Source organism: Bacillus silvicola (assembly GCF_050524305.1).
Classification (GTDB): Bacteria; Bacillota; Bacilli; order Bacillales; family Bacillaceae_G; genus Bacillus_A; species Bacillus_A cereus_AT.
The window spans coordinates 87,292-111,903 of sequence record NZ_JBNGVC010000012.1 but is presented as its reverse complement, the minus strand read 5'-3'; the positions used below and the strand labels follow the sequence as shown (position 1 = coordinate 111,903).

Below are 24,612 nucleotides of genomic sequence, written 5' to 3'. Positions count from 1 at the left end.
GGAGTGAGTAAAGATGGCATATTTACTACAAGTTGATTTTCCGTTTGAAGGTCCTTTTGGTGAAGAAATGGAAAAAGCATTTTGGGATTTAGCAAAAAGTATTAACGAAGAAGAAGGGTTCCATTGGAAAATATGGACAGAGAATCAAGAGACAAAAGAAGCTGGTGGCATCTATGTATTTGAAGAAAAACAAGATGCTGAAAAATACGCGGAAATGCACAAGAACAGACTTCAAGCAGCTGGTGTTAAAGATATTAGAGTAAGAATTTTTAGCATCAATGAAAAATTAACGGAACTGAATCGTGGTTCTATTAAATAATTCCGACAGTCGGAGCAAGCTTAAAAAGGAGGGGGATGAACCCCTTCTTTTTTTGAATTCTTAAATTGATGGTGAGGAGGATCTCGCACAAAAGAATCCCTATATAGATAGGGATTCATGTATCGGCATATAGTTCCTTGGAAAAGGATGTATTAAGTGTAACATCTGAGAGTTCTTGAGTTTGTGAAATTGACGTGAAAGTACTGTGAAAAAAGTTGTATTGAAATAGTTATTTATAAAAGGGTAAGACCCTTACTGGGAGGTAAGGGTCACAGTAAATGCAAATTTATTTGTAATTTGCTAAAATTGCAATATATATATACCCATCTATACATGTTGCAAAATTATAAACATTACTATTGTTTAGTAACTAGGAATAACAAATTCTGTTTGGGCTATGTGTTTTAAAAAAGAGTGTAACAAAGAAGACCTGATAACAGGTCCGTATTTATCATTGTTTTGTCGTATAATAAATAAGGTTGTTTCCTACGCATCAATATGGGATAAGATAAAAGAAATAGGGAGACATGCTAATTCTTTTTATTTCTATAATAAAATAAGATTATTAAGTCGAATGTGACAAGAATAATTAGAAGTAGCAAGTGTATAAGTGCATCAGTTTTTCCTTTTAGTAAAGACTTTATAAAGAAATCCCATTCGGTTTCATAGGGAGGATCTATCCAATTTCGTTGCAGTCCTAACACCATTCCATTTATGAAATAGACAATGCTTAATAGAATTCTTCCAACAAATAAGGTAGCTACTTTTATATTCCACTTCTTTATCAGGATTATATAAAGAAGTGGAAATAGTATAAGTACCCAAAAAACGATAATAAAGACTGTATTCATCAGTTTCTGCTCCTTATGTTGATAATAAAGTTATTTATAACAGGAAGTATAACTCACGTATTAGTTAGCTCTTAGGTTCTCTAAAAAAGTTAGATGCAATGCAACAAACCATTCCGGTGATTAGAATATTATATTTCACTGTGTTACCCGTGTGCTCAAATAAATTAGTTCCAATAAGCATTACAAGTCCCCAAAACAATTGACCTGCGCCAAAAGCTAATAATATTTTTCCTGTTCGAGAAAATTTTTTCATAGTTTTTCACCTTCCACAAACTCGCTCCATTAAATGGCCCGATCGGTGTGAGCTTTATCTTTCTGTCTCAAAAAACTCAATCCACTCTCCATCAGGACCAGCGAAGAATATGTAACGTGTTCCATCCGGTAATGTTTCAATTTCTTCTCCTAGTAGAAAGGTTACTTTGTGTTTTTGTAGTCTTTCGATTTCTTCCTCTAATGAATCCACTTTAAAGCAAATGTGATGTACTTTTCCTTCTGCTGGAAGAGAAGAATTATAACCTTCAATTAATTCGAGTATTGTTTCCTTCGATTCTTCCACACCTAAAAAAGCGAGTTTTAAATCTGGGTTTGGATGCCCCATACGTTTAAGGAGCTGTAAGCCGACTACTTCTTCATAAAATGAGATAGATGTTTCTAAGTTTGCAACCATAAGTCCTACGTGTTCAATTCTTCTAACTGGCATGTAGATTCCTTCTTTCTGAAAATTATATACAATATATTATTGAAAATTAAGAAAATAATCAAGATAAAAACCTTACAATTTTGAGCTTGTTATATGGTATAGTGAGAAAGTATGTTTGGGGAGAAGGAAGGAGATTATACGATGAATACACCTACTCAAACTCCTTCATTATCGGAAACAATGAAAGAGTGGCATTATGCGTTAGCGTATGAAATTAAACATTGGAAAACGATAGGTGGTAGTAAAATTTCTATCATGAACGGTCGTTTTTTATATACAGATTATGAAAGTACGGTATATGTCTTTCAGCTTATTTCGGAAGTAAGCATACCTGAAGGTTCACCAATTCGAATTGAGTTCGATGGTGAGGAAGCGACAGGGGAAGTACTATCTGTGCATGGATTAGAAATCGAATTGAAATTAAATGATTATATACAAGGCGAAATAAGAGAAGCGGTTTTATACAGTGAACCGTGGCAACTATTAGAACAGCTGCAAGAGCGTTTGAAGGAAGCCCGTAAAGATAAACTAAGACGTCAACGAATTAAACGTTTAGTAGAGGGAACGAGCAGTCCGAAACATATTGAGAAGATGAAAAATCCGAAAAATGAATTGGCGTATCGGTCGTTTTACAATCCGACAACGTACGTGTGGGGACCACCGGGAACAGGGAAGTCTTACAATTTATCACGTATTATTTCGGCTCATTATCAAAAAGGGAAATCGGTACTTGTGTTAGCTCATAGTAATGCGGCAGTTGACGTATTAATGAGTGAAGTAACGAAGCAAATTGAGAAGAAAAAGAAATGGACACCTGGTGAAATCGTTCGTTACGGTTATAGTCAACATGAGCATATACGAAATCATGAAACATTACTAGCATCGAAGTTGGTTGAAACGACGAACGGATCTTGGGGAGAAGAAAGACTTTATTTAGAAGAGACACGACAAGATCTTCGTGAAAAGATTTTATCATATAAAGCGACTTCTGCTGATAAGAAGCGTATACAAGAGATAGAAAGTGATCTTCGAAAGCAAAAAGCGAAAATTAAAGAAGTAGAAAAAGAATATATTGAAAATGCGAAAGTAATCGGTGCGACTTTATCAAAATGTGCAATTGATGCGCTTATTTATGATCGCACATTTGATTTAGTTGTCGTAGATGAAGTAAGTATGGCCTATGTCCCGCAAATTGCATTAGCAGCTTCACTTGGAAAACGTATCGTCGTTTGCGGTGACTTTTTACAGTTACCTCCGATCGCAATGGCGAACCATGAACTCGTTCGAAAATGGCTCGGCGAAGATATGTTTTATCATGCCGGGATTGTTGATACTGTAAATAAATCAGAAGCACATCCCAACCTTTTTATGTTGCAGGAACAAAGACGTATGCATGCAGACATATCGAAGTTTACGAACTCATTTATTTATAAAAATAGAGTGTACGATCATCCATCTGTTTCAGAGCGTAAAGAACTTGCGCAACTACAACCGTTCGCAAATGAAGCGAGTGTTTTATTTGATACGAGCTTAATGGGAGCATTTTCGTTAAAAGATGCTGCTTCTGGTTCGCGTTTTAATATTATGTCTGGTTTAGTGGCAATGCAAATGATGCTAATTGGACTGTTAGACGGTGTTCAATCAATTGGTGTAGTTACACCGTACCGAGCACAGTCCCGCTTTTTATCAACATGTATTAGAGAAATGTTACAGAGAACGAAATATCAAAACATACCAGTATTAGCGGCAACAGTTCATAAGTTTCAAGGTTCTGAAAGAGATATGATGATCTTTGATACGGTTGATAGTTATCCGCAGGAACGTCCTGGTGTGTTATTCTTTGATCATAAAAACCATCGCCTCGTCAATGTAGCAGTAACGAGAGCGAGAGGGAAATTCATTCAATTATCGGATTGCCATTATATGCGTAAAAACCTTTCGAGAAAACAAGCGTTATCACAATTAACTGCACATATAGAACGTCACGGTGATGTGTATGATCGAACGACATCAAGACAATTGTGGGAGCGAAAAATTTCGAAACGTTTACGCTGGTTTATGGAAATGAATCTTGAAGAGCCGAAAGGGTTATTAAAAGATATTCTAGCGGCAAAACGAAAAATTATCATTTCACTTCCAAGTACAAGACAAGTGGATAAACGAGTATGGCAAGCGTTAATGCGTACAAATGCGCAAATAACAGTGTATAGTGACGGACCAGTTCCATTAAAAAATGTAAAGTTACAAAGGCAAAACAAAGCGTTCCCGTTTATAGTAATTGATGATGAAATCTTTTGGGCAGGGGCACCTCTCACATCTCAAATGATGTTTGAAGGTAGTACGGAATTTCCGTACATATGTGCAAGACTGCAAGCACCGGAGACAATTGGTGTATTAAAAGGATTTTTAGATATTCGGTAAATTCGGATAGGAATTCCTTGACTTTTATTCGGAATGAATTTAGAATGAAAATAATTTAATATAATTTTATGAAAATTCTTATCACGAGAGGTTGAGGGACTGGCCCTATGACACCTCGGCAGCGGATTCTTTATGAATACTGTGCCAATTCCAGCAAGGTAACTTGAAAGATAAGAAAGAAGCTCATTTTGAATGTATATTTCAAAGCCTCTTTCTATCTTTTAGAAAGAGGCTTTTTTACGTGAAAATAAAAGGAGGAAGAAAAATGGGAGCGACAGGAGTAACGTCACAAAGAAAAACGATTGAAGAGAGTATAGAAAGAAATAAGGAAAAGTACATAGAAACAAGTCATGATATTCATGCGAATCCGGAGATTGGTAACCAAGAGTTTTACGCATCAAGAATGTTAAGTTTATTACTAGGTAGTGCAGGATTCCAACTGCAGCACAATATAGCGGGACATGAAACAGGTTTTATCGCACGAAAAAGTTCAGGAAAACAAGGGCCAGTTATCGCATTTTTAGCTGAGTATGATGCTTTACCGGGGCTCGGTCATGCGTGTGGTCACAATTTAATTGGCACAATTAGTGTTGCAGCAGCAATTGCTTTATCAGAAACACTTGAAGAAATCGGCGGAGAAGTTGTCGTGTTTGGAACACCAGCAGAGGAAGGCGGACCAAATGGTAGCGCAAAATCGAGTTATGTAAAAGCTGGTTTATTTAATAATATTGATGCAGCACTTATGATCCATCCAAGCGGAAAAACAGCAACAACAAGTCCCTCACTAGCAGTCGATCCACTTGATTTTCATTTTTACGGTAAAACAGCTCATGCAGCAGCCTCACCAGAAGAAGGGATTAACGCATTAGATGCGATTATCCAGCTGTATAACAGTATTAACGCACTTCGCCAACAATTGCCGTCAGATGTGAGAATTCATGGTGTTATTACAGAGGGCGGAAAAGCACCTAACATTATTCCTGACTACGCCGCAGCAAGGTTCTTCATTCGTGCAGCAACGCGAAAAAGATGTGCGGAAGTAACAGAAAAAGTAAAAAATATCGCACAAGGAGCAGCGTTAGCAACAGGTACGAAAGTGAAAATTCATCAATTCCAAAATGAAATCGATGAATTACTCGTAACAAAAACATTTAATGACGTCGTAGCCGAAGAACTAGAACTACAAGGTGAAGACGTAAATCGTAAAGAAAGAATTGGAATCGGCTCAACAGACGCAGGAAACGTAAGCCAAGTCGTACCGACAATACATCCATACATTAAAATCGGACCAGATGATTTAATTGCACATACGAATGAATTTAGAGAAGCAGCACGTTCAGAACTCGGAGATAAAGCGCTAATTACATCCGCAAAAGCACTTGCAAATACGGCGTATCGATTAATTACGGAAGAAGGGCTGTTAGAGAAGGTGAAGGAAGAGTTTAAGGAAGCGCAGAGGAATCAGGGATAAGGGGAATTTATTCAACGAGGAATCTAATTAATAAGCAGAAATGTAAAAAAGAACATTGGAAAATCAATGTTCTTTTTTGTTTACTAATCATTGATTTTGTTGGTTTCTCTCATAAAGGAAAAACTTTTACTGTTATCGGGGGATAATACGTATCCCTTTATTAGAACGACAATTTCTCCTCAAACTCACTCTTTAAAACAATTAAAGGAGACGATAATCCGAATTGCATTAAAGAGTCTAAAAATGCAGCGAGAGAATCCATCGAATCGCTCATGACCTTCATCATATAATTAAATTCCCCGCTAATTCGATATAAATCTGTTACTTCAGGAGCGGCATTACAATATTGGATAAAATCAGAGCATTGGCTCGTTTTAAACATGATGAATGCTTGAATGTTTTTATTAATTTTGGAAGGCTCAAATTTTGTTCGATAAGCTGCTATAACTCCTTGATCTTCAAGTTTATTAATACGCTCTTTTACAGCAGGCTGCGTCATGGATATAATTCGTCCTATTTCTGAAACAGAAATTCTCGCATTTTCATACAACAAGTTCATAATTTTATGGTCAACTTCATCTAATTTTACTGCATTTTGCATTGTGTAGCCTCCTCTTTTTGTTTTCTAAAGTAAATCACAAATTATAACTATAATATCATAAGTTAACGAACTTAATTACCTATAAATCTATATTTAAAATTATTGGTTTTTAAATGAAAATGTAAGTATAGGATTTATCCTGCTATTTGCCGGGCAGTAAAACTCCCACCTCAAAATTCAGCTGGAGCAAAGAGGTTAGGTGGGAGAGCGACTGCCCGTAAAAGCCCGATTGGTGAGGGCTGATTAAAGTTTCACTTTATCAAACGGAAATTTAGGAAGGATGGGAAAAATGAAGAATCTTGATGGGAAAGTAGCGTTAGTAAACGGGGCGAGTCGCGGTATTGGTCGTGCGATTGCGATGAGATTGGCAAACGACGGTGCATTAGTTGCGATTCACTACGGCCGAAATAAGGAAGCTGCAGATGAAACGATTAGTGAGATTGAATCTAATGGAGGAAAGGCGCTCTTAATTGAAGCAGATTTCAATTCAATTGATGGTGTCAAAAATCTAGTAGAACAATTAAAGAATGAATTACAAATAAGAGTTGGTACATCAGAGATTGATATTTTAGTAAACAATGCAGGGATAGGTACACAAGGAACGATTGAAAATACGACAGAAGAAGTTTTTGATGAAATTATGTCTGTAAATATTAAAGCACCGTTCTTCTTAATTCAGCAAACATTACCGTTACTACGAGCAGAGGGACGCATTATTAACATTTCATCAGCTGAAGTACGACTTGGTTTTACAGGCTCAATTGCATACGGTTTAAGTAAAGGGGCATTAAATACGATGACACTTCCTCTAGCTAAGCATCTTGGAGAAAGAGGTATAACAGTGAATGCAATTATGCCTGGATATACGAAGACAGATATTAATGCGAAATTGCTAGATGATCCTGAAATACGAAGTTTTGCTACGAACTCATCTGTGTTTGGACGAATAGGGCAAGTTGAAGATATCGCAGATGCAGTAGCATTCCTTGCTTCTTCTGATAGCCGCTGGGTAACGGGGCAGATTTTAGATGTTTCTGGAGGGTTTTGTTTATAGGGGCACTACTCTATAACGATCAAATTAAAATTAAAAACAGTTATAGAGACTCCATTCTTCGGAAATATTTTAACTATTAAGTTGTAAAAAGAACCGTAGTTTTTCATTTTTGAAAAGGCTATGGTCCTTTTTAGTTGTAGCAAAGTTATGGTGCGAGGAAGCTTTTTGTAAATCAAAAAAAATTGATTAATCAGTTGCATAAAGAACTAATCAGCGTATATACTATAAACATCAAAAAAAATTGATGAAGGGAGAGTGAACTAAAATGGCACAAGATTTTCAGCTCTATGAGAAAAAATTTAAAGCGTTGGCGGATCAGAAGCGTTTAGAGATTATGTATGAACTTTGTCAGCGAGGTCAGACTTGTGTATGTGATTTAACAGAGATTTTTGAAATGACGCAATCTAAGTTGTCCTATCATTTGAAGATTTTATTAGATGCAGGTTTAATTGTAAAAGAAACAAAAGGTACGTGGAGTTATTATGATTTAAATGATGCGGAAGTGAATAATTTATTATCAGAAGAATTGTGCTGTATCTTTAGAAAAACAGGAAAAGGTAGTTGTTGTTAAAATTTTGCGCTATTAATCAAAAAAAATTGATTAATAATATATAAAGAGGAGGAATAAGGTATGAAATATGTTCACGTCGGTATAAACGTTACGAATTTAGAGAAGTCTATTGAATTTTATGAAAAGGTATTCGGTGTATCACCAGTTAAGGTGAAAATGGATTATGCAAAATTTTTATTAGAGACACCAGGACTTAATTTCACGCTGAACGTGCGAGATGAAGTGAATGGAAATCAGGTAAATCATTTTGGTTTTCAAGTGGATACAGCTGAAGAAATCATATTACATAAAGAAAGATTAGAAAAAGAGGGTTTCTTTGCGCGTGATGAGATGGATACAACTTGTTGCTATGCAGTGCAAGATAAGTTTTGGGTAACGGATCCTGATGGTAATGAGTGGGAATTCTTTTATACAAAAGCAGATAGTGATGTTCACAAAATAGAAGAGTCATCTTGTTGCACGATTTCTAACGTAGTAGATAAAAATTCTTGTTGTTAATGGGAGATGGAAAATAAAATGAAACGTTTATCTTTTCTAGACCGATATTTAACACTATGGATTTTTCTAGCGATGGCTATTGGAATTGGTTTAGGATTTGTGTTTCCTAGTGTAGTAGACGGACTGAATTCATTACAAGTTGGCACGACGTCTATTCCGCTCGCTGTTGGTTTAATTGTAATGATGTACCCACCATTAGCGAAAGTTCGCTATGAGGAAATGGGCCGAGTATTTAAAGATGTAAAAGTGCTAGTTCTATCTTTAGTACAAAACTGGATTATCGGACCTGTACTTATGTTTGTGTTAGCAATTATTTTTCTTCCTGATAAACCAGAATACATGGTCGGGCTCATTATGATTGGTTTAGCACGTTGTATTGCAATGGTAATTGTTTGGAACGACCTTGCTGATGGGGATAAAGAGTATGCAGCTGGTTTAGTTGCTTTTAATTCTGTATTTCAAATGTTATTCTTCTCGGTTTATGCATACGTGTTCGTAACAGTAATCCCGGAATGGTTAGGGATTGAAGGTGCTATTGTCGATATTACAATGGTAGAAGTAGCGAAATCAGTATTTATCTATTTGGGAATTCCTTTTATAGCAGGTATGTTGACACGCTTTGTACTAGTGAAGTTAAAAGGAAGACAGTGGTATGAAAAGGTATTTATACCTAAAATTAGTCCACTTACATTACTTGCATTGCTATTTACAATCATCATTATGTTCTCTTTAAAAGGGGAGATGATTGTTAGCGTGCCACTAGATGTAGTAAGAATAGCAATTCCATTACTCATTTATTTTATTGTAATGTTTTTTGTTTCTTTCTTTATGGGAAGAAAAATTGGTGCAAACTATCCGGTGACTACAACGTTAGCATTTACAGCAGGTAGTAATAACTTTGAGTTAGCAATTGCTGTAGCAGTTGGTGTGTTTGGTATTCATTCAGGCGCGGCATTCGCAGCTGTCATTGGACCGTTAGTTGAAGTACCTGTAATGATTGCACTTGTAAACGTCGCTTTTTGGTTTAAACGTAAATATTTTAATGATCAACCAGTATAATTTAAAAACAAAGGTGGAAAACAACATGGAAAACAAAAAGACAATCTACTTTTTATGTACAGGAAATTCATGCCGCAGCCAAATGGCAGAGGCATGGGGGAAACAATACTTAGGAGATAAGTGGAATGTATATTCTGCAGGCATTGAAGCACATGGAGTGAATCCAAATGCTATTAAAGCAATGAATGAAGTAAATATCGATATAACAAATCAAACATCAGATATGATTGATTCAAATATTTTAAATAACGCTGATTTAGTTGTTACCCTCTGTAGTCATGCGGATTCTGTTTGTCCATCTACTCCGCCGCATGTAAATCGTGTTCACTGGGGATTTGATGACCCAGCAGGAAAAGAGTGGTCTGAATTTCAACGTGTTCGTGATGAAATTGGTGAACGTATAAAACGTTTTTTAGAAACAGGGGAGTAAATAAAGAAAAGAGTCAATCTTCTATTATATAGGTGATTGGCTCTTTTTTTATTGTACATAGTCATGACTAAATTGGTTTACAGAAATTAATGAAACGAATAGAGAATATTCTGTCATAGTGATAAAGTTAGAAATGTATTTAATCATGTAGGATATGATTTTTACTTGAATAAATTAGGTATATCTTAAAAATCCTCACTTTAAAAGGTTTTTATTCGGAAGTACAAAAATGAATTTTTGCATGAAAGGGGAATAGGGTAAAACATATAATAAGAAATATATTAATGAATTATTTTAAAGAAATTCATTCACTAGCAGTGGAAGAAGAGTTACATAAAGATAGTTGGAATACGGATCTGCATTATAAAATAATGGTAAATGGAAAGCGGTATTCCGCAAGGTTTATAAATAGCAAGCGAACAATCAATCCCGCCTTTGGGACGTTATTAAACGAACAACTGATAGAGCAAGTGCGTTTTACGTATTATTTACGCGAGCATGGGATTCTTTTTATGCAGATAAATAAGAATAGGGCAGGAGAGTCATTTACACTTGTCATTTGGAATGATGAACAATACCGATTTGTATTGTCTAATTGGATTGAAGGAGAACATATTACAAATTGTACAGAAGTTATCGCAAAAGCCTTCGGAACGGAAGCAAGAAAGATTCATGATATTTCTTGCGCATTTCAAAGCTCGATTTTTCAAAAGAAATCTCATTTGGATGGGTATGCCCAGTTTATTCATATGCTAGAAAGTAGGGCAAGCACATGTGGAGAATTACGAGAGTATATAGAGCTCGCTAAATATCATATAGAGTGCGCATATACGAGTGAATTAGAGTTTATCGTACAAACAGACTTAAATCCTTTGAATGTTTTATGGGATTCAAATCAACAGATAAAAGGAATTGTAGATTTTGAATCGATTGGCTATGTTGATCGTATTGAGGGATTAGCCTTTTTACTAAAATGGTACTCTCGAACGGAAGGAATACAATCACATGAAGTCAGTCCAAGTGTTGCTAGTGCATTTTTAGAAGGGTATAAGGCTAGTAATATTGTAACATCAAATGATTATAAGAGACTGTCTTCATTACTATGGCTATCCGGTAGTTTGAATTGGAATTTTGTGAAGAAAACGCTAAGTGTAATAAGTGATGAGAGGGAATTAGAAGAACATTTGGAAGTTTATAGAGTGAGGGGAGAAAGACTATCTTCATTGTTAATTTGTAGATAACATGTATTCTCCTAATTTGGGATTCAAAAAGAAACGATATGAGGTGTTCAAAAAATGAAAATACAAATTGTATTGTTTGATGGCTTCGGAGAACTTGTCTCTTTCGCACCGTTTGAGGTACTCAAAAGAGCGATAGAAGAAGGGGCACCATTTACGGTTGAATTCGTTTCGAGTGAACAAAAACAAGAAGCTATTACTTCGTTTGGAGTTACGGTTAAATTACATGATTTTTTACGAATGGATAATCGTCCAGATTTGTTAATTGTACCTGGTGGTGGCTGGAATCATAAAGCTGAACATGGGGCACGAAAGCAAGCAGAGCTTGGTACTTTGACCGAAATGATTAGAGAGATGCACAATGAAGGAACGATTGTTGCTGGAGTTTGTACAGGAGGTATGCTACTAGCTGCATCCGGTATATTGAATGATAAAAAGGCAACAATGCATCATTTGGCGCAAACTGAAATTAGTGAATATGGAGCAGAACTTCTTCATTACAGAATTGTAGATCAAGGCGATATTATTACTGCAAGAGGAGTTACTTCAGGAATTGATTTAGCTCTTTGGATTACGGAAAGGTTCGCAAGTTCTAAAATTGCAGCTGCTGTTGAATATAGAATGGAATATGAGAGGCGAGGTGTTGTTTGGAAGTAATTTAACCGTAATCATAGTTTTTGCTGTAGAGCGTATTAAATATTCTAAAAGAGAAGGAGCCACCTCATATGAGTGGGCTCTTTCGTTTATTATAGTGCTAATTTTTCACAGTAATATCCTTTTTAGAAAATCATAGAATGGATAATGTATTTTGTTTCATAGTGATAATGATTTTTATTGTATATTCATAAATTCGTAAAAATTAGTTTACAAATTTGCATCTGGCTTATATAATTTGACTCATATAAAAAAGTTTCCCTAAGGAAACTTAGGCGCGGATTTACATTCGCATTATATTTTTTTGTTTAAAAGTTGCCTTTGTGCAAAATAATTACATTGACGAAAAAAAGAAGGGGGAGTACATAAAAAATGACTGAGGCTATAATTGTCAAAGATTTATTTGTATCCTATCAAGGGAATCAAGTGGTTCAAAATGTTTCTTTTGAGATTAAAAAAGGAAATCTCGTTGGAATTATTGGTCCAAACGGAGCGGGAAAATCTACTTTAATGAAAGCTGTATTGGATTTAATCCCAAATGATAAGGGATTTGTTCAAATTCTTGGAGAGGATATTCGAAGTGTTAGAAAGAGTGTTGCATATGTACCGCAAAGAAGTGATATAGATTGGGACTTCCCGATCACAGTTTTAGATGTCGTGCTAATTGGAACATATCCATCTTTAGGGATGATGAAAAGACCGAAGAAAGGGGAGCGGGATTGGGCATTTGAATGTCTAAAGAAAGTCGGAATGGAAGAGTTTAAACATCGCCAAATTGGTGAGCTTTCAGGTGGACAACAGCAACGTGTCTTTTTGGCGAGAGCTTTAGCGCAAAAGGCAGAAATATTCTTCTTAGATGAACCGTTTGTTGGAATAGATGTAACAAGTGAAGAGACAATCATTAAAATTCTTAGGGAATTACGTAAAGAAGGAAAAACAATTGTTGTTGTACATCATGATTTAAGTAAAGCAGAATCGTATTTTGATAAATTATTATTATTGAATAAAAGCTTAATTCATTGCGGAGAAGTACGACAAGTATTAGAACCAACTGTTATGTCAAAAGCATATGTGAATCAAGGAATATTGTTTAATAATGCAGCGGAGGTACATTCATCATGAAGATTGTAGAATTTATAGATGCATTAACGCAGTACAGTTTTCTGCAAAAGGCGTTATTAACTTCCGTTATGGTAGGAATTATCTGTGGTGTCATTGGATGTTTTATTATTTTACGAGGTATGGCATTAATGGGTGATGCCATTTCACATGCCGTTCTTCCTGGAGTAGCACTTTCTTATATGATTGGTATGAACTATTTCATAGGAGCTGTTTTAACAGGTGTTATTACTGCAGTTGGAATAGGATTTGTAAGTCAAAATAGCCGAATTAAACATGATATGGCAATAGGGATTATGTTTACATCTGTATTTGCTGTAGGGATTATTTTAATTACCTTTATGAAGAGTAGTTCAGATTTATATCATATTTTATTCGGGAACGTCCTATCAGTTCGTTCTTCAGATATGTGGATGACACTTATTATCGGAGTGGTCATTATTGGGCTTGTGATGCTGTTTTACAAAGAATTACTCGTATCCACTTTTGATCCAACGATGGCGCAAAGTTACGGGTTACCGAACAAATGGATTCATTATGGCTTAATGATCCTACTTACAATGGTTACAGTAGCATCACTTCAAACTGTAGGAATTATTCTAGTTGTCGCTATGCTTATTACACCAGCGGCTACAGCGTATTTATTAACAAATCGTTTATGGGTCATGATTTATTTAGCGGCAGGCATTGGTGCACTTTCATCTGTAGTAGGGCTATATTTTAGTTTCTCTTATAATCTTGCTTCAGGTGCGACAATTGTTCTTGTTGCAACATTCTTGTTCGCATTGGCATTCTTTTTCTCACCGTCACAAGGTTTATTTTGGAGAGCTATCAAAATTAAAAAAAATAGAGCAGAGTTGTCATAATTGATTGGAGGATAAAAATGAAATTTAAAAATGTTTTATTATCGGTAATTTGTATTTTCGTATTTGCATTAACAGCGTGTTCTATATAAGTTGAATTAAAAGGTTACAGCTACTGTTTGTCGAAATATAATAAGTAACATATATTGACAAATGGAGCGGAGCAAAATGACACATGTACACCAAAACGAAAAAGAAAGCCTACTTGTAGCAATGAAAACGACTAAAACGAAACGAATGTATGAACGTTATCAAACGATCTATTTCTATGTACAAGGCTTTTCTATAAAAGAAATAATGAACATGATTGGTCGTTCTGAAAAAACAATCTATAATTATGTGAATGCTTACAAAGAAAAAGGATTGCATGGCTTACTCATGGGACAATCAACAGGAGCACCACGTAAATTAGCCCCTGAACAAGAACAGGAGTTAGTTCAAGTGAGTGCATCTCATCTACCCGTGGATGTTGGATTTCCAGCTAAACATAATTGGACTTTATCCATTATCGCTTCTTTCATTAAAAGAGAATGGAACGTAAGTTACACACTTCGCGGGGTGTCTCGACTTTTACATGATTTAGGGCTTAGTTACACAAAACCGACGTATACATTAGCGAAAGCAGACCCGGTGAAACAACAAGAGTTTAGGGAAGTTACCTTCCCCGCCTATAAAAAAAAACTTTTAAACGAGGAGATTGACCATCTTCTGTTTCAAGATGAGTCCATGATCCGCGATTACCAAGCACTGCAGCATACATGGTTTTTAAAAGGAAAACAACGCAGTATTCCTACTTATGGGAAACACCAAGGTGTTAAACTTATTGGTACACTTAATTATGAAACAGGTGAGTTAGTTTGTGTAGAAGAGGAGCGGTATGATGCCGAAGCATTTCTTCGTTTTCTTCAGCATGTACTTGAACTGTATCCCAACGGGAAAATAGCTCTTATTCTAGATAATGCGCGTATTCATCATGCGAAGCTCATCCAACCACTTTTAAGGAAACACTGTCATCGCTTAGAATTAGTGTTTTTACCTCCCTACAGTCCCGATTTAAATTTAATTGAAGGGGTATGGAAATGGCTCAAATCAGACATCATTCATAATGTTTTTTATTCATCGATTTATGAAATTCAAAAAAATGTACAGGCTTTTATTCAGGAATTAAATCGCACACCTGAAAAAGTGATCGATCGATTATGCATTCGATTGTAATCTTTTAATTCAACTTATATAGTAACACAAATGGAAAAGAAGAGGGCAGTGAAAAATTAAAAGTTGTAACTACATACTCCATTATATATGATATGGTGAAGCAAATTGGCGGGGATAAAGTTGAGATTCATAGTCTTGTTCCAATTGGAGCTAACCCGCATGAATATGATCCACTACCAAAAGATGTTATGAAAATGACAGATGCAGATATGGTACTTTACAATGGATTAAATCTAGAAGAAGGTGGAGCGTGGTTTAAAAAGCTATTAAAAACGGCAAATAAATCAGAGAAAGATGCACCTGTGTATAAAGTAAGTGAAGGCGTAGAAGCTATTTATTTAGAGACAAAAGGATTAGAAAAAGAACCAGACCCACATGCATGGATGAATATTAAAAATGGCATTTTATATGCTGAAAATGTGAAAAAGGCATTAATTAAAGAAGACCCTAAAAATAAAGAATTCTATACTAAAAATACCGACAAGTATGTAGCAGAACTTCAAAAGTTACACGATGAGACAGTGAACAGAATTCATCAAATCCCTGAGGAAAAACGTTTCTTAATCTCTAGTGAAGGTGCTTTTAAATACTTTGGAAAAGCATATGATATTAAGACGGGATACATTTGGGAAATTAACTCAGAAAACCAAGGTACTCCAGATCAAATTAGAGATGTTGTAAGTGTAATTCAAACAAACAAAGTGCCAGCTTTATTTGTAGAAACAAGTGTAGATCGACGTAGTATGGAAACTGTTTCAAAAGAAACAAACGTGCCGATTGCAGGGACAATTTTTACAGACTCACTAGGTAAATCAGGTGAGGATGGAGATACTTACTTGAAAATGATGAAATGGAATATAGATACCATTATTACTGGATTACAAAAGTAAAATCTAATTAGCGTAATTATTGAAGTTTTGTAAAATACGATAAGAAAGAGATAGCTCCCAGGGGTTATCTCTTTCTTTTATGTATTCATTTTTTATATTTCATAATTTGGCTGAATATAACCTAATTTTATTCCTTTCGTGACAGCTTCTAAAGAGGATGAAAAATTATTCACTGTAAAAATCTTATTAGTCTGTGAAGTCGAGAAAGTTCAACATAATGGACATAAACGGTGCTTATAAATATAAAGTAGGACGTTATGAAAATGAATAAAGATTGCAGAGCCTACACAAAAGGCTTTTAGCTAAATCCTAAAGTATTTTTCTGGAGAATGAGAAAATACGTATAGGAGGAAGGACATGAAAGACAATACTCCTAAGAAAATTTTATTTATTCAATCAGGCATTCCTTTTTATTATCCAATGATAGAAGTAGCAATTTTGAATAGTTTACAAAAGGTAAACAGCAATACAATTATGGTGAGTCCAGAAAAAGCTATAAAAATTGCGTTAAAAGTTAAACCAGATTTTATTTTGGTACTAAGTGGTTTAAGCGGAGAATTTAATAGTGTCATGCCAGTCTTAAAGAATGCAGGCTTTACTACTGGACTTTGGCTGACAGAGGATCCTTATTATACGGAGGTAACACAAAATCTTGTTCCGTATTATGATTACATATTTACGCAAGATTTAAATTGTATCAAGTTTTATAAGGAGATAGGATGTAACAATGTGTTTCATCTCCCTTTAGCAGCAAATCAAGAGGTATTTAAACCTTCTCTTAAAGAAGATACATATAAGTATGATCTTAGTTTTATAGGCGCAGCATTTGAAAATAGAATTAACTTTGTTGATTCGATTGCAGAGTATTTAGCAGAAAAGAACACAAAAATTGTAGGGTTTGGTTGGGAGAAGTTAAAGAATTATGAAAGATTAAAGGATAAAATACAACTCTTGCCACTTGCAAAGTATGAAGATGCGTTACAATTTTACGTATCTACTAAAATCAATATAAATTTACATCGTTCACCAAGTGATAAGGAATTGAATTGTAATTCTGCAAATATCAAAGCATATTCAGTAAATAATAGGACGTTTGAAATTAATGCCGTAGGTTCTTTTCAATTAACGGATATACGTCCAGATGTATCAAAGCATTACATACCAGGTGTTGAAATAGAAACTTTTAATAGTGCATCGGAGTTTATACAAAAAGCGGAGTACTATTTGGAACATGTACAAGAAAGAAAACGTATAGCGAAAAATGGGCTGGATAGGACTTTGAAAAATCACACATATGATAAACGAATACTGCAATTATTAAACTATATTAATTTCATTGGCGTGAAGATGTAGTCTAACTATTAACTTAAATATATTAGCAGCGGTAAACATGAAGGTAAGCGTTTGGTGTTTTCAACGAGAGTTAACTCTCGCATTCTACAAAAATTATTTGCGAAAAAGGGATTCGGATAATTTTGTAGAATCTATTTATTCTGAAAAAACAATTTTGAATTGGAACTAATTTATATCTAATAATTAGAGGAGATTAAAAATGAATCACTTTTTTGTAGAATTTGGTGAATACCAAGCAAGTGTTTGTGAATGGGGAGATAAAAGTAAACCTCAAATCATTTGTTTTCATGGTTTAGGAAGTACAAAATTAAGTTTTATAGAAATAGCGGAACTTTTAAAAGATAAATATCATATTGTATCGTTTGATCTACCTGGACATGGGAAAACACCAAATTTTGAGAAGGATGAAGATTACGGTGCATTCCATTTAACAAATTGGGTGGTAGCATTACTTGAGCACATAGGAAAAGAAACATTTCATATATTAGCACATTCATGGGGCGCAAGCGTTGCACTTCACTATGCGGCAGAATGTCCAGAAAAAGTGAATAAAATGATTTTGCTAGATGGTGGTTATCATCATGGTGAAATGAATGCAGATTATTTTGCGAAGCTGTATAAAGATGAGAAAGAAGGAGAGTGTCCACCGCGATCATTAGAAGAAGAAATCACTCATTACGAAAAGGATTTTGATGAATATATTTTTGACAGTAAAGAAGCATTCATCCAATCAGAAGAAATGGTTTACAGCAGATGGTCACCATTAATAGAACGTGCGGTTTATGATTTAATGCGAGAAGAGGATAGTAAGGTGAAATGGCATGCTAATGGCGATACCGCTAGAGGTGTAATTAAGTTTCAATATACGGTGTATAAAACATTGAAATCTCATAAAATTAAAAGCGATATTTTATTATTGTATTGTGATCTTCCAGATAATTATTTAGAAATAAGAGAATTGCAGATTGCGGAATTTAAGAAGCATATTGATATTACGACTAAGCTTTACAAAGATACAGGGCATCTAATGCATTGGGATAGACCAGAAGAGATTGCTGAGGATGTTTTAAATTGGTTGGTATAAAGAAGGTCCGTTGTTCGAATTTGAGCAACGGACTTTCTTTTGAAAAACTGAATTTAAGAGTGATAGGGGAACAAGTAAGAGCATTACAGTTCTATGCCAATTCGTTTTTTTGATATAATGGATGTGAAGCAGGAAATAGATAGAACGATACTGCTAGTAATTTATACTTAAATGTAGGGAGATTGAACAGAGTTATGGGGAATGAAAAAGAAATTAGTCCCGCTAAATTAATATGGAAGATGACGCGCCCACATACATTGACGGCGACGTTTTCTCCTGTAATTTTAGGGACAGTAGCATCACTTTATGTTGCCAAAGTTGATTGGCTTTTATTTATTGCGATGATGAGCGCATGTTTAGCATTGCAAATAGCAACGAATTTATTTAATGAGTACTATGATTTCAAACGCGGATTAGATACCGCTGATTCTGTTGGCATTGGTGGTGGAATTGTCCGTCATGGATTGAAACCAAAAAATGTTTTAACAGTTGCGCTTTTATTGTATGTAGTAGCAGCACTTATTGGAATTTATATTTGTATGAATAGTAGCTGGTGGTTAGTCGTTATTGGGTTAATTGGGATGGCGGTTGGCTATTTATATACAGGTGGTCCATTACCAATTGCGTACACTCCGTTTGGAGAATTAGTTTCTGGATTGTTAATGGGAACATGTTTTGTACTCATTGCTTTCTTTATTCAAACGAATACTGTAACGATTGAAAGTATATTGATTTCCGTTCCAATTGGAATTTTAGTAGGTGCAATCAACATGTCGAATAACATCCGAGATATCGAAGAAGATATTAAAGGTGGAAGAAAGACATTAGTAATCCTCCTTGGGAGAGAAAAAGCAGTGGTAACACTAGCGGTAGCCTTTTTCATTGCTTATTTATGGATTGCTGTAATTGTATTGATGGGTTATATAAGCCCTTGGGCATTAGTTATGTTCTTAGGTTTGAAAAAGCCAATTTCTGCAATTCAAAGTTTCCAAAAAGGGGCAAAGGATCCAGGGTATATGCGCATCGCAATGAAATCAACAGCGATGACAAATACGATTTTCGGCTTCTTATTATCAATCGGACTATTAATCAGTTATTTATTTTAAATAAAAATCCTCAACAATCGGGCAATATTGTTAAGTGATTAATCCCCTATTTCTCAATTTAAATACAGAGAAATGGGGGTTTTTATTTTGTGATTTACAACGCTAAGCTCATTTTCCTGACGATTACCCCGTTTTTAACAACGTTAAGAAAGTTTTAGTGGCCTTAAAGAATCTAATGATATCACTTTCTCCGAATAAAAATGGTATTCTCCTAACAAATTACTATGTTCCCATATGTGTGCTTGTTTTGATCCCTAAAGATTTTAGGTGTAATACCTGTGTATTTTTTGAATGTTTTTGTGAAATGACTCTGGTCATAAAAACGAAGTAGGTTCAAAATGTCCGTTAAGGAAAGGTCTGTCGTTATCAGCAGCTTTTTTGTTTCATTGATTTTTTCTTTATTGATAAAGCCTAATACAGAAAATCCGGTGATTGCTTTAAACATCGAGGACAGGTAATTTGGGTTTAACCCAGTAATTTCAGAGAGCCGTTTCACCGATATAGGCTCGTAAATATGATTTTTAATATAACTTTCGCAGACCCTGACTGGCTTAGGGGATTTGTGTTCATTTATCTGATTTACCATTTTTGTAAACTCGATTGCAACGGTGTTGCGGTGATCTTGAAGCTACTTTATATCATCTATTTCTTCTATGCACTGGATTGCCATGTCGCTCATGGTGTACGCCTGTTCCGGGTCCAGCCCGCCTTCGATCGCTGCCCGTAAAACCTGCGCCATTGATGCCGAAATAGACTCGGTGAAAAATGGACTTACTGTGACAACAACAGTAAGTCCTTAATCTGTTTGTTATCGTGAGAGAAGCACCAACTTTGCTGCATGCATTAAATATTGTAAGTGTTTAAAAAATCAAAAAATGATAACTGATACTACGTCAAGAAAATAGACACAGTTTTTTCTACAGTGCTTTCACTTGGTGGCAGCACCTTTTATTAGAATTGTCTCCTTGGTTTAACAAATGTTTTTTTGTAAATAATATGTTCGTTAAACAATTAATTAAGGGGGACTTGTATGCCACAGGATCGAAAAGTAGAAGCTCAAAACGATGCATACGAAGGAAAAGAGATTGTACCAGATAATCCACAATATGTACCGCGTCACATGCAAATGGAGCTCCCTCACGAATTTTCTATAAATCCTCTGTTTGCCCGCGAAGGAGAATCAGCCGTTCCGCGCTTTCACATGCCTGATAAAGGCATGTTACCAGAAACAGCGTATCAAATCGTCCATGATGAAATTGCTCTTGATGGCAATGCCCGCTTGAATCTTGCAACATTCGTTAGCACATGGATGGAGCCTGCCGCAGAGCAATTATATGCCAAATCATTCGACAAGAACATGATTGACAAGGATGAATATCCACAGACAGCCGAAATTGAGGAGCGGTGTGTCCGCATTTTAGCCAATCTCTGGCATTCGCCCAACCCCATTACGACTATGGGTGTTTCAACAACTGGATCGTCGGAAGCATGTATGCTCGGGGGGCTTGCGTTAAAGAGACGCTGGCAAAACGCACGCAAAAGCGAAGGGAAACCGGTGGATCGTCCCAATATCGTGTTTAGTTCTGCTGTTCAAGTCGTTTGGGAAAAGTTCGCGAACTATTGGGAGGTTGAACCACGCTATGTGAAGGTTAGCCCAGAGCATCCCCAATTGGATCCTCAGGGGGTCCTCGCTGTCGTGGATGAAAATACGATTGGTGTAGTACCGATTCTCGGTGAGACTTATACCGGGCTTTACGAACCGGTTGCCGCCATTGCGAAAGCGCTGGACGATTTACAGGAGAGGACGGGCCTCGACATTCCCATGCATGTGGATGCGGCTTCGGGGGGATTTATAGCACCGTTTCTTCAACCAGATTTAGTCTGGGATTTTCAATTACCGAGGGTGAAGTCCATCAATGTATCCGGACATAAATATGGATTAGTCTATCCTGGGTTGGGTTGGATAATTTGGCGAGAAGCTGAAGATCTCCCTGAGGATCTAATCTTCCGCGTCTCCTATTTGGGCGGGAACATGCCGACTTTTGCTCTGAATTTCTCTCGTCCTGGCGCACAAGTGCTCCTGCAATATTACAATTACCTGCGTTTGGGGAAAAGTGGGTACTATGATGTCCAAAGGGCTTCTCAGAAAGTTGCTCTTTTTCTTAGTAAGGCGATTCAGAAGATGGGACCGTTCGAACTTTTGTCCGATGGTTCGGATATTCCGGTTTTCGCTTGGCGACTGAAAGATGGTTACACATTAAACTGGAATCTTTATGATTTATCTCGACAATTGCGTGTGTTCGGCTGGCAAGTACCCGCTTATCCATTGCCTCCAGATATGGAAGAGGTGACGATTATGCGCGTTGTGGTTCGAAATGGATTATCAATGGATCTCGCGCATTTATTTTTGATGAACCTCAAACAGGCCGTTGCCTTTCTGGATTCCCTGGACGGGCCTATGCCACATGATACAAAATGTGATAATGGGTTTCATCACTAAATGGGGACAGATCCCGTAGTCATTAAGTTGAGCTAACCACCGGTGAAATTAACTATCTTAGATGAATCCTTCCATTAAGAAATTTATTGGAGGGACTTTTTATGGAGATTAAGTCGACCAATAAGAATATGCTTTATACAGAAGAAAGTTTATATCAATTATCGGTTTGGGGAACAGATTAAGCACCCGATCTGATAAATAGACGGAGAGATTCCACCTATTGATTCAAAAAATATGAAAATGGGTAATAGAATCTTTAGCTTATGGGAAAAGTAACATTATAAAACAAACTAAAAGAGCCAGCTCATACGAGTAGGCTCTTTTAGTTATCTACTATTTCTAATTGTCCTCTTATTTTCTCCGGAATGTCCTTTTCAGAAATAACGTCGTAAGAATAGACATACTTACCTTTTACATGAATTTTCAAGTAAGTTTTTCTTATAAAATCATTAGGAGTGTTCGTTCCTATTGTATATTCTTTCTCATTCCTTAATTCATCAACACCCTTTAGTGAGTACATAGCTCTTCCTTTATGATGGTAATCTGGAACGCCATATCCCTTCGCAACGGCGTATACATTTTTTTCTTCAGCAATCGGATTAAATCTGTCTAAATCTCCGCGTAATATGAAAGGTAGTAAGTATATAGGGAGGCCTATTCCTATTATGCAAATTACAAATTTCTTCATGATTATTTCTCCTTTTGTTCATTTACATGTTTCAGTATAGAAAAAAATTCTTATGAATAAAGGGAGATTTTCTTAAGATTTTCTTAAAAAGAATTTTAAGGTTATTTTAACCAAAATTTTCATGGAAACCCCTTTAAAAAGAACAAGAGTTCGTATATAATAAGAACAAATGTTCTTTTATTAGGAGTGATTACCTTGTATGATTATTTTCTTTTACCTAATCGTATTATTCTATGTGTAGATCTTCGTAGCTTTTATGCGAGTGTATCATGTATTAAAAAAGGACTGGATCCACGTTATACAAAATTGGCCGTTGTAGGGGATGTGAATCAGAGCGGATCAATTGTGTTAGCAGCAACACCGCCATTAAAAGCGTTAGGGATCAGGAAGATGGCAAGATTGTACGAAATACCGAAGCGACCAGATATTATTATTGTGAATCCAATTATGCATACGTATATGAAGTGTTCAACTTTCATAACTGGTTTAGCCTTGCAGTATGTCGCGCCCGAAGATTTTCATCAATATAGTATCGATGAATTTTTCATGGATATGACTGCAAGTATTCATTTGTTTGCAAGTAATCCGCGTGAGTTCGCATTAAAGTTTAAGCGAGAAATATATGAACGTACGCGGATCGACAGTACAGTTGGCATTGGTCCGAACTTATTATTGAGTAAAGTAGCAATGGATATTGAAGCGAAAAAGAATAGGGATGGAATAGCGCAGTGGACGTATGACGATATACCCGAGAAGTTATGGGGTATTAGACCGCTCAGTAAATTTTGGGGTATATCGTATAAAACGGAAATGAAATTGAACCGAAAAGGTATACATACAATAGGGGAGTTAGCGCAGTATCCTTTGAAATATTTAAAACAATCGTTTGGTGTAATAGGAGAAGAGTTACATTTACATAGTAATGGGATTGATTTTAGCAGAATAGCAGAAAAATACGTTCCTGCAACAACATCGATAGCAAAAAGCCAAATATTATTACGTGATTATTCGGTAGAAGAGTTCATCGTTATTTTATTAGAACATATAGAAGAGGTTTGTTATAGGTTGAGACGAGAAAAGAAATGCGCGCAAACAATCCATTTTTCAGTTGGATATAGCAAGGAATACGGCGGAGGGATACGAAAGGCACATACATTAAATCGGGCAACAAACTTAACAATGGATATTTACAATGTTTGTACATACTTTTTATACGAGCGACATACAGGGGAGCCGATTCGATCAATAAGTATTTCGCTAACAAATTTAATAAATGAAGGGGAAGAGCAAATTTCGCTTTTCGATAACATTGTACAAAGAGAAAAAGAACTGCGATTAACGAAGGTTATGGACGAAATTCGAACACGATTTGGTAAGAACAGTATTTTACGTGGGGTTTCCTACACAAGCGTCGCAACAGCAAGATATAGAAACACATTATTAGGAGGGCACAAATCGTGAAAAATGCTAACATGCCAAAAGGAAGAGGAATGGTTAAGTGGCAACCGTTTGCCAGTATGCCAGAGCAGTTTGCAGTTATTAAAGAAATGATACAGGAGCAAACGAAAGCCCGGCGTCCAATCTTAACGCAAGATGCAAAAGAAATGATTGAAAATAAGCTATTAACTTCATTTTTAGGTGAAGAAGAGATTTTACTTACATATTATAAAGATGGTTATTTATATAAAAATTACATAACAGTAGTGGATATTAATCCAATAAATGAGACGGTTATTTGTACAGATGCTTTTTATAATGAACGGATTTTTAAGTTTGTTGATGTGATTGAAGTGAATTAGAGGGAGAAATAAAAGTGATGATCTCTTCCTAACTTAATTATATCACGTAAATAACATTCAAAATAGACTGTTTCTTCGCATTTACTACTGCTACAATCAAGAACACATGCATAGTAAGGAGAGATGTT

Annotated in this window: 25 protein-coding genes, 1 pseudogene and 1 riboswitch; of the genes and pseudogenes, 20 read left to right on the top strand and 6 right to left on the bottom strand. The window is 35.8% G+C overall.

The annotated features are described in order from the left end of the window. The first annotated feature begins 13 nt into the window (after window positions 1-13). Window positions 14-319 carry a monooxygenase gene (locus tag ACP6L7_RS12445; RefSeq protein ID WP_097830280.1) on the top strand — a complete coding sequence of 102 codons (306 nt, stop codon included), beginning with the start codon at window positions 14-16 and terminating at the stop codon, window positions 317-319. Window positions 320-849: 530 nt separating this feature from the next. Here the strand turns inward: ACP6L7_RS12445 and ACP6L7_RS12440 are convergent. The 3 genes from ACP6L7_RS12440 to ACP6L7_RS12430 form a co-directional block, all read right to left on the bottom strand. Beyond that, window positions 850-1,170, bottom strand: a complete 321-nt coding sequence (locus ACP6L7_RS12440) for a hypothetical protein (protein ID WP_141533429.1) — start codon at window positions 1,168-1,170, stop codon at window positions 850-852. Between the two features lie 64 nt (window positions 1,171-1,234). Further along, on the bottom strand, window positions 1,235-1,423 hold the full coding sequence (locus ACP6L7_RS12435; protein WP_097830278.1) for a hypothetical protein: 189 nt from the start codon (window positions 1,421-1,423) through the stop codon (window positions 1,235-1,237). A 54-nt stretch (window positions 1,424-1,477) separates the two neighbouring features. Continuing rightward, window positions 1,478-1,870, bottom strand: a complete 393-nt coding sequence (locus ACP6L7_RS12430; RefSeq protein WP_097830277.1) for a VOC family protein — start codon at window positions 1,868-1,870, stop codon at window positions 1,478-1,480. Window positions 1,871-1,981: 111 nt separating this feature from the next. Between ACP6L7_RS12430 and ACP6L7_RS12425 the strand changes: the two genes are divergently transcribed. Together ACP6L7_RS12425 and ACP6L7_RS12420 are read left to right on the top strand one after the other, a co-directional pair. After that, entirely contained in the window at window positions 1,982-4,291 is a 2,310-nt protein-coding gene (locus ACP6L7_RS12425) for an AAA domain-containing protein (RefSeq protein ID WP_141533430.1), read from the top strand. Window positions 4,292-4,366: 75 nt separating this feature from the next. Then, a riboswitch (SAM riboswitch) is annotated at window positions 4,367-4,468 on the top strand. A gap of 88 nt (window positions 4,469-4,556) precedes the next feature. Further along, window positions 4,557-5,762, top strand: coding sequence for a M20 family metallopeptidase (locus ACP6L7_RS12420; protein WP_097830275.1), 1,206 nt, complete (start codon window positions 4,557-4,559; stop codon window positions 5,760-5,762). 160 nt (window positions 5,763-5,922) lie between these two features. Here ACP6L7_RS12420 and ACP6L7_RS12415 read toward each other — a convergent pair whose 3' ends face one another. Beyond that, window positions 5,923-6,363: an Lrp/AsnC family transcriptional regulator gene (locus tag ACP6L7_RS12415; RefSeq protein WP_097830274.1), complete on the bottom strand. Its 441-nt coding sequence runs from the start codon at window positions 6,361-6,363 to the stop codon at window positions 5,923-5,925. A gap of 289 nt (window positions 6,364-6,652) precedes the next feature. Here ACP6L7_RS12415 and ACP6L7_RS12410 point away from each other — a divergent pair, with 289 nt between their 5' ends. The 14 genes and pseudogenes from ACP6L7_RS12410 to menA all read left to right on the top strand — a co-directional run bounded on the left by ACP6L7_RS12410 (window position 6,653) and on the right by menA (window position 19,497). After that, complete coding sequence (locus ACP6L7_RS12410; protein WP_430529276.1) at window positions 6,653-7,417, top strand: SDR family oxidoreductase; 765 nt, start codon at window positions 6,653-6,655, stop codon at window positions 7,415-7,417. Between the two features lie 265 nt (window positions 7,418-7,682). Beyond that, window positions 7,683-7,988 carry an arsenical resistance operon transcriptional regulator ArsR gene (arsR, locus tag ACP6L7_RS12405; protein ID WP_000046014.1) on the top strand — a complete coding sequence of 102 codons (306 nt, stop codon included), beginning with the start codon at window positions 7,683-7,685 and terminating at the stop codon, window positions 7,986-7,988. A gap of 60 nt (window positions 7,989-8,048) precedes the next feature. After that, window positions 8,049-8,486: an ArsI/CadI family heavy metal resistance metalloenzyme gene (locus ACP6L7_RS12400; protein ID WP_097830272.1), complete on the top strand. Its 438-nt coding sequence runs from the start codon at window positions 8,049-8,051 to the stop codon at window positions 8,484-8,486. Window positions 8,487-8,504: 18 nt separating this feature from the next. Continuing rightward, entirely contained in the window at window positions 8,505-9,545 is a 1,041-nt protein-coding gene (gene arsB, locus ACP6L7_RS12395; protein WP_097830271.1) for an ACR3 family arsenite efflux transporter, read from the top strand. Between the two features lie 25 nt (window positions 9,546-9,570). After that, entirely contained in the window at window positions 9,571-9,975 is a 405-nt protein-coding gene (arsC, locus tag ACP6L7_RS12390) for an arsenate reductase (thioredoxin) (RefSeq protein WP_097830270.1), read from the top strand. 284 nt (window positions 9,976-10,259) lie between these two features. Continuing rightward, window positions 10,260-11,216 (top strand): phosphotransferase, encoded by a 957-nt coding sequence (locus tag ACP6L7_RS12385; protein ID WP_097830269.1) that lies wholly within the window; start codon window positions 10,260-10,262, stop codon window positions 11,214-11,216. Window positions 11,217-11,270: 54 nt separating this feature from the next. Next, complete coding sequence (locus ACP6L7_RS12380; protein WP_097830268.1) at window positions 11,271-11,870, top strand: DJ-1/PfpI family protein; 600 nt, start codon at window positions 11,271-11,273, stop codon at window positions 11,868-11,870. Window positions 11,871-12,239: 369 nt separating this feature from the next. Beyond that, on the top strand, window positions 12,240-12,989 hold the full coding sequence (locus tag ACP6L7_RS12375; RefSeq protein WP_097830267.1) for a metal ABC transporter ATP-binding protein: 750 nt from the start codon (window positions 12,240-12,242) through the stop codon (window positions 12,987-12,989). Beyond that, complete coding sequence (locus tag ACP6L7_RS12370) at window positions 12,986-13,852, top strand: metal ABC transporter permease (RefSeq protein WP_097830266.1); 867 nt, start codon at window positions 12,986-12,988, stop codon at window positions 13,850-13,852. The genes ACP6L7_RS12375 and ACP6L7_RS12370 overlap by 4 nt, the downstream gene beginning before the upstream one ends. Window positions 13,853-14,017: 165 nt before the next feature. Further along, a complete protein-coding gene (locus ACP6L7_RS12365) occupies window positions 14,018-15,064 on the top strand; it encodes an IS630 family transposase (protein ID WP_430529145.1) in 1,047 nt (348 codons plus the stop codon). 20 nt (window positions 15,065-15,084) lie between these two features. Next, window positions 15,085-15,954: pseudogene (gene mntA, locus ACP6L7_RS12360) on the top strand (manganese ABC transporter substrate-binding protein/adhesin MntA); the annotation flags it as partial. A gap of 357 nt (window positions 15,955-16,311) precedes the next feature. Beyond that, complete coding sequence (locus ACP6L7_RS12355) at window positions 16,312-17,307, top strand: CgeB family protein (RefSeq protein WP_097830264.1); 996 nt, start codon at window positions 16,312-16,314, stop codon at window positions 17,305-17,307. Window positions 17,308-17,506: 199 nt separating this feature from the next. Next, window positions 17,507-18,391, top strand: a complete 885-nt coding sequence (locus ACP6L7_RS12350; protein ID WP_097830263.1) for an alpha/beta fold hydrolase — start codon at window positions 17,507-17,509, stop codon at window positions 18,389-18,391. Between the two features lie 194 nt (window positions 18,392-18,585). Continuing rightward, window positions 18,586-19,497: a 1,4-dihydroxy-2-naphthoate polyprenyltransferase gene (gene menA, locus ACP6L7_RS12345; protein ID WP_097830262.1), complete on the top strand. Its 912-nt coding sequence runs from the start codon at window positions 18,586-18,588 to the stop codon at window positions 19,495-19,497. Between the two features lie 211 nt (window positions 19,498-19,708). On the opposite strand, the gene ACP6L7_RS12340 is transcribed toward menA, so the two are convergent. Further along, the gene (locus tag ACP6L7_RS12340; RefSeq protein ID WP_097830261.1) at window positions 19,709-20,083 is read right to left on the bottom strand and encodes a helix-turn-helix transcriptional regulator; all 375 of its coding nucleotides are present in this window, start codon (window positions 20,081-20,083) and stop codon (window positions 19,709-19,711) included. 444 nt (window positions 20,084-20,527) lie between these two features. Between ACP6L7_RS12340 and gad the strand changes: the two genes are divergently transcribed. Next, complete coding sequence (gad, locus tag ACP6L7_RS12335) at window positions 20,528-21,997, top strand: glutamate decarboxylase (RefSeq protein ID WP_097830260.1); 1,470 nt, start codon at window positions 20,528-20,530, stop codon at window positions 21,995-21,997. A 322-nt stretch (window positions 21,998-22,319) separates the two neighbouring features. Here gad and ACP6L7_RS12330 read toward each other — a convergent pair whose 3' ends face one another. After that, window positions 22,320-22,685, bottom strand: a complete 366-nt coding sequence (locus tag ACP6L7_RS12330) for a YxeA family protein (protein WP_097830259.1) — start codon at window positions 22,683-22,685, stop codon at window positions 22,320-22,322. A gap of 195 nt (window positions 22,686-22,880) precedes the next feature. Between ACP6L7_RS12330 and ACP6L7_RS12325 the strand changes: the two genes are divergently transcribed. Both ACP6L7_RS12325 and ACP6L7_RS12320 read left to right on the top strand, forming a co-directional pair. After that, window positions 22,881-24,146 (top strand): Y-family DNA polymerase, encoded by a 1,266-nt coding sequence (locus ACP6L7_RS12325; protein ID WP_097830258.1) that lies wholly within the window; start codon window positions 22,881-22,883, stop codon window positions 24,144-24,146. Beyond that, on the top strand, window positions 24,143-24,484 hold the full coding sequence (locus ACP6L7_RS12320) for a YolD-like family protein (protein ID WP_097830257.1): 342 nt from the start codon (window positions 24,143-24,145) through the stop codon (window positions 24,482-24,484). The genes ACP6L7_RS12325 and ACP6L7_RS12320 overlap by 4 nt, the downstream gene beginning before the upstream one ends. Window positions 24,485-24,612 lie beyond the last annotated feature (128 nt).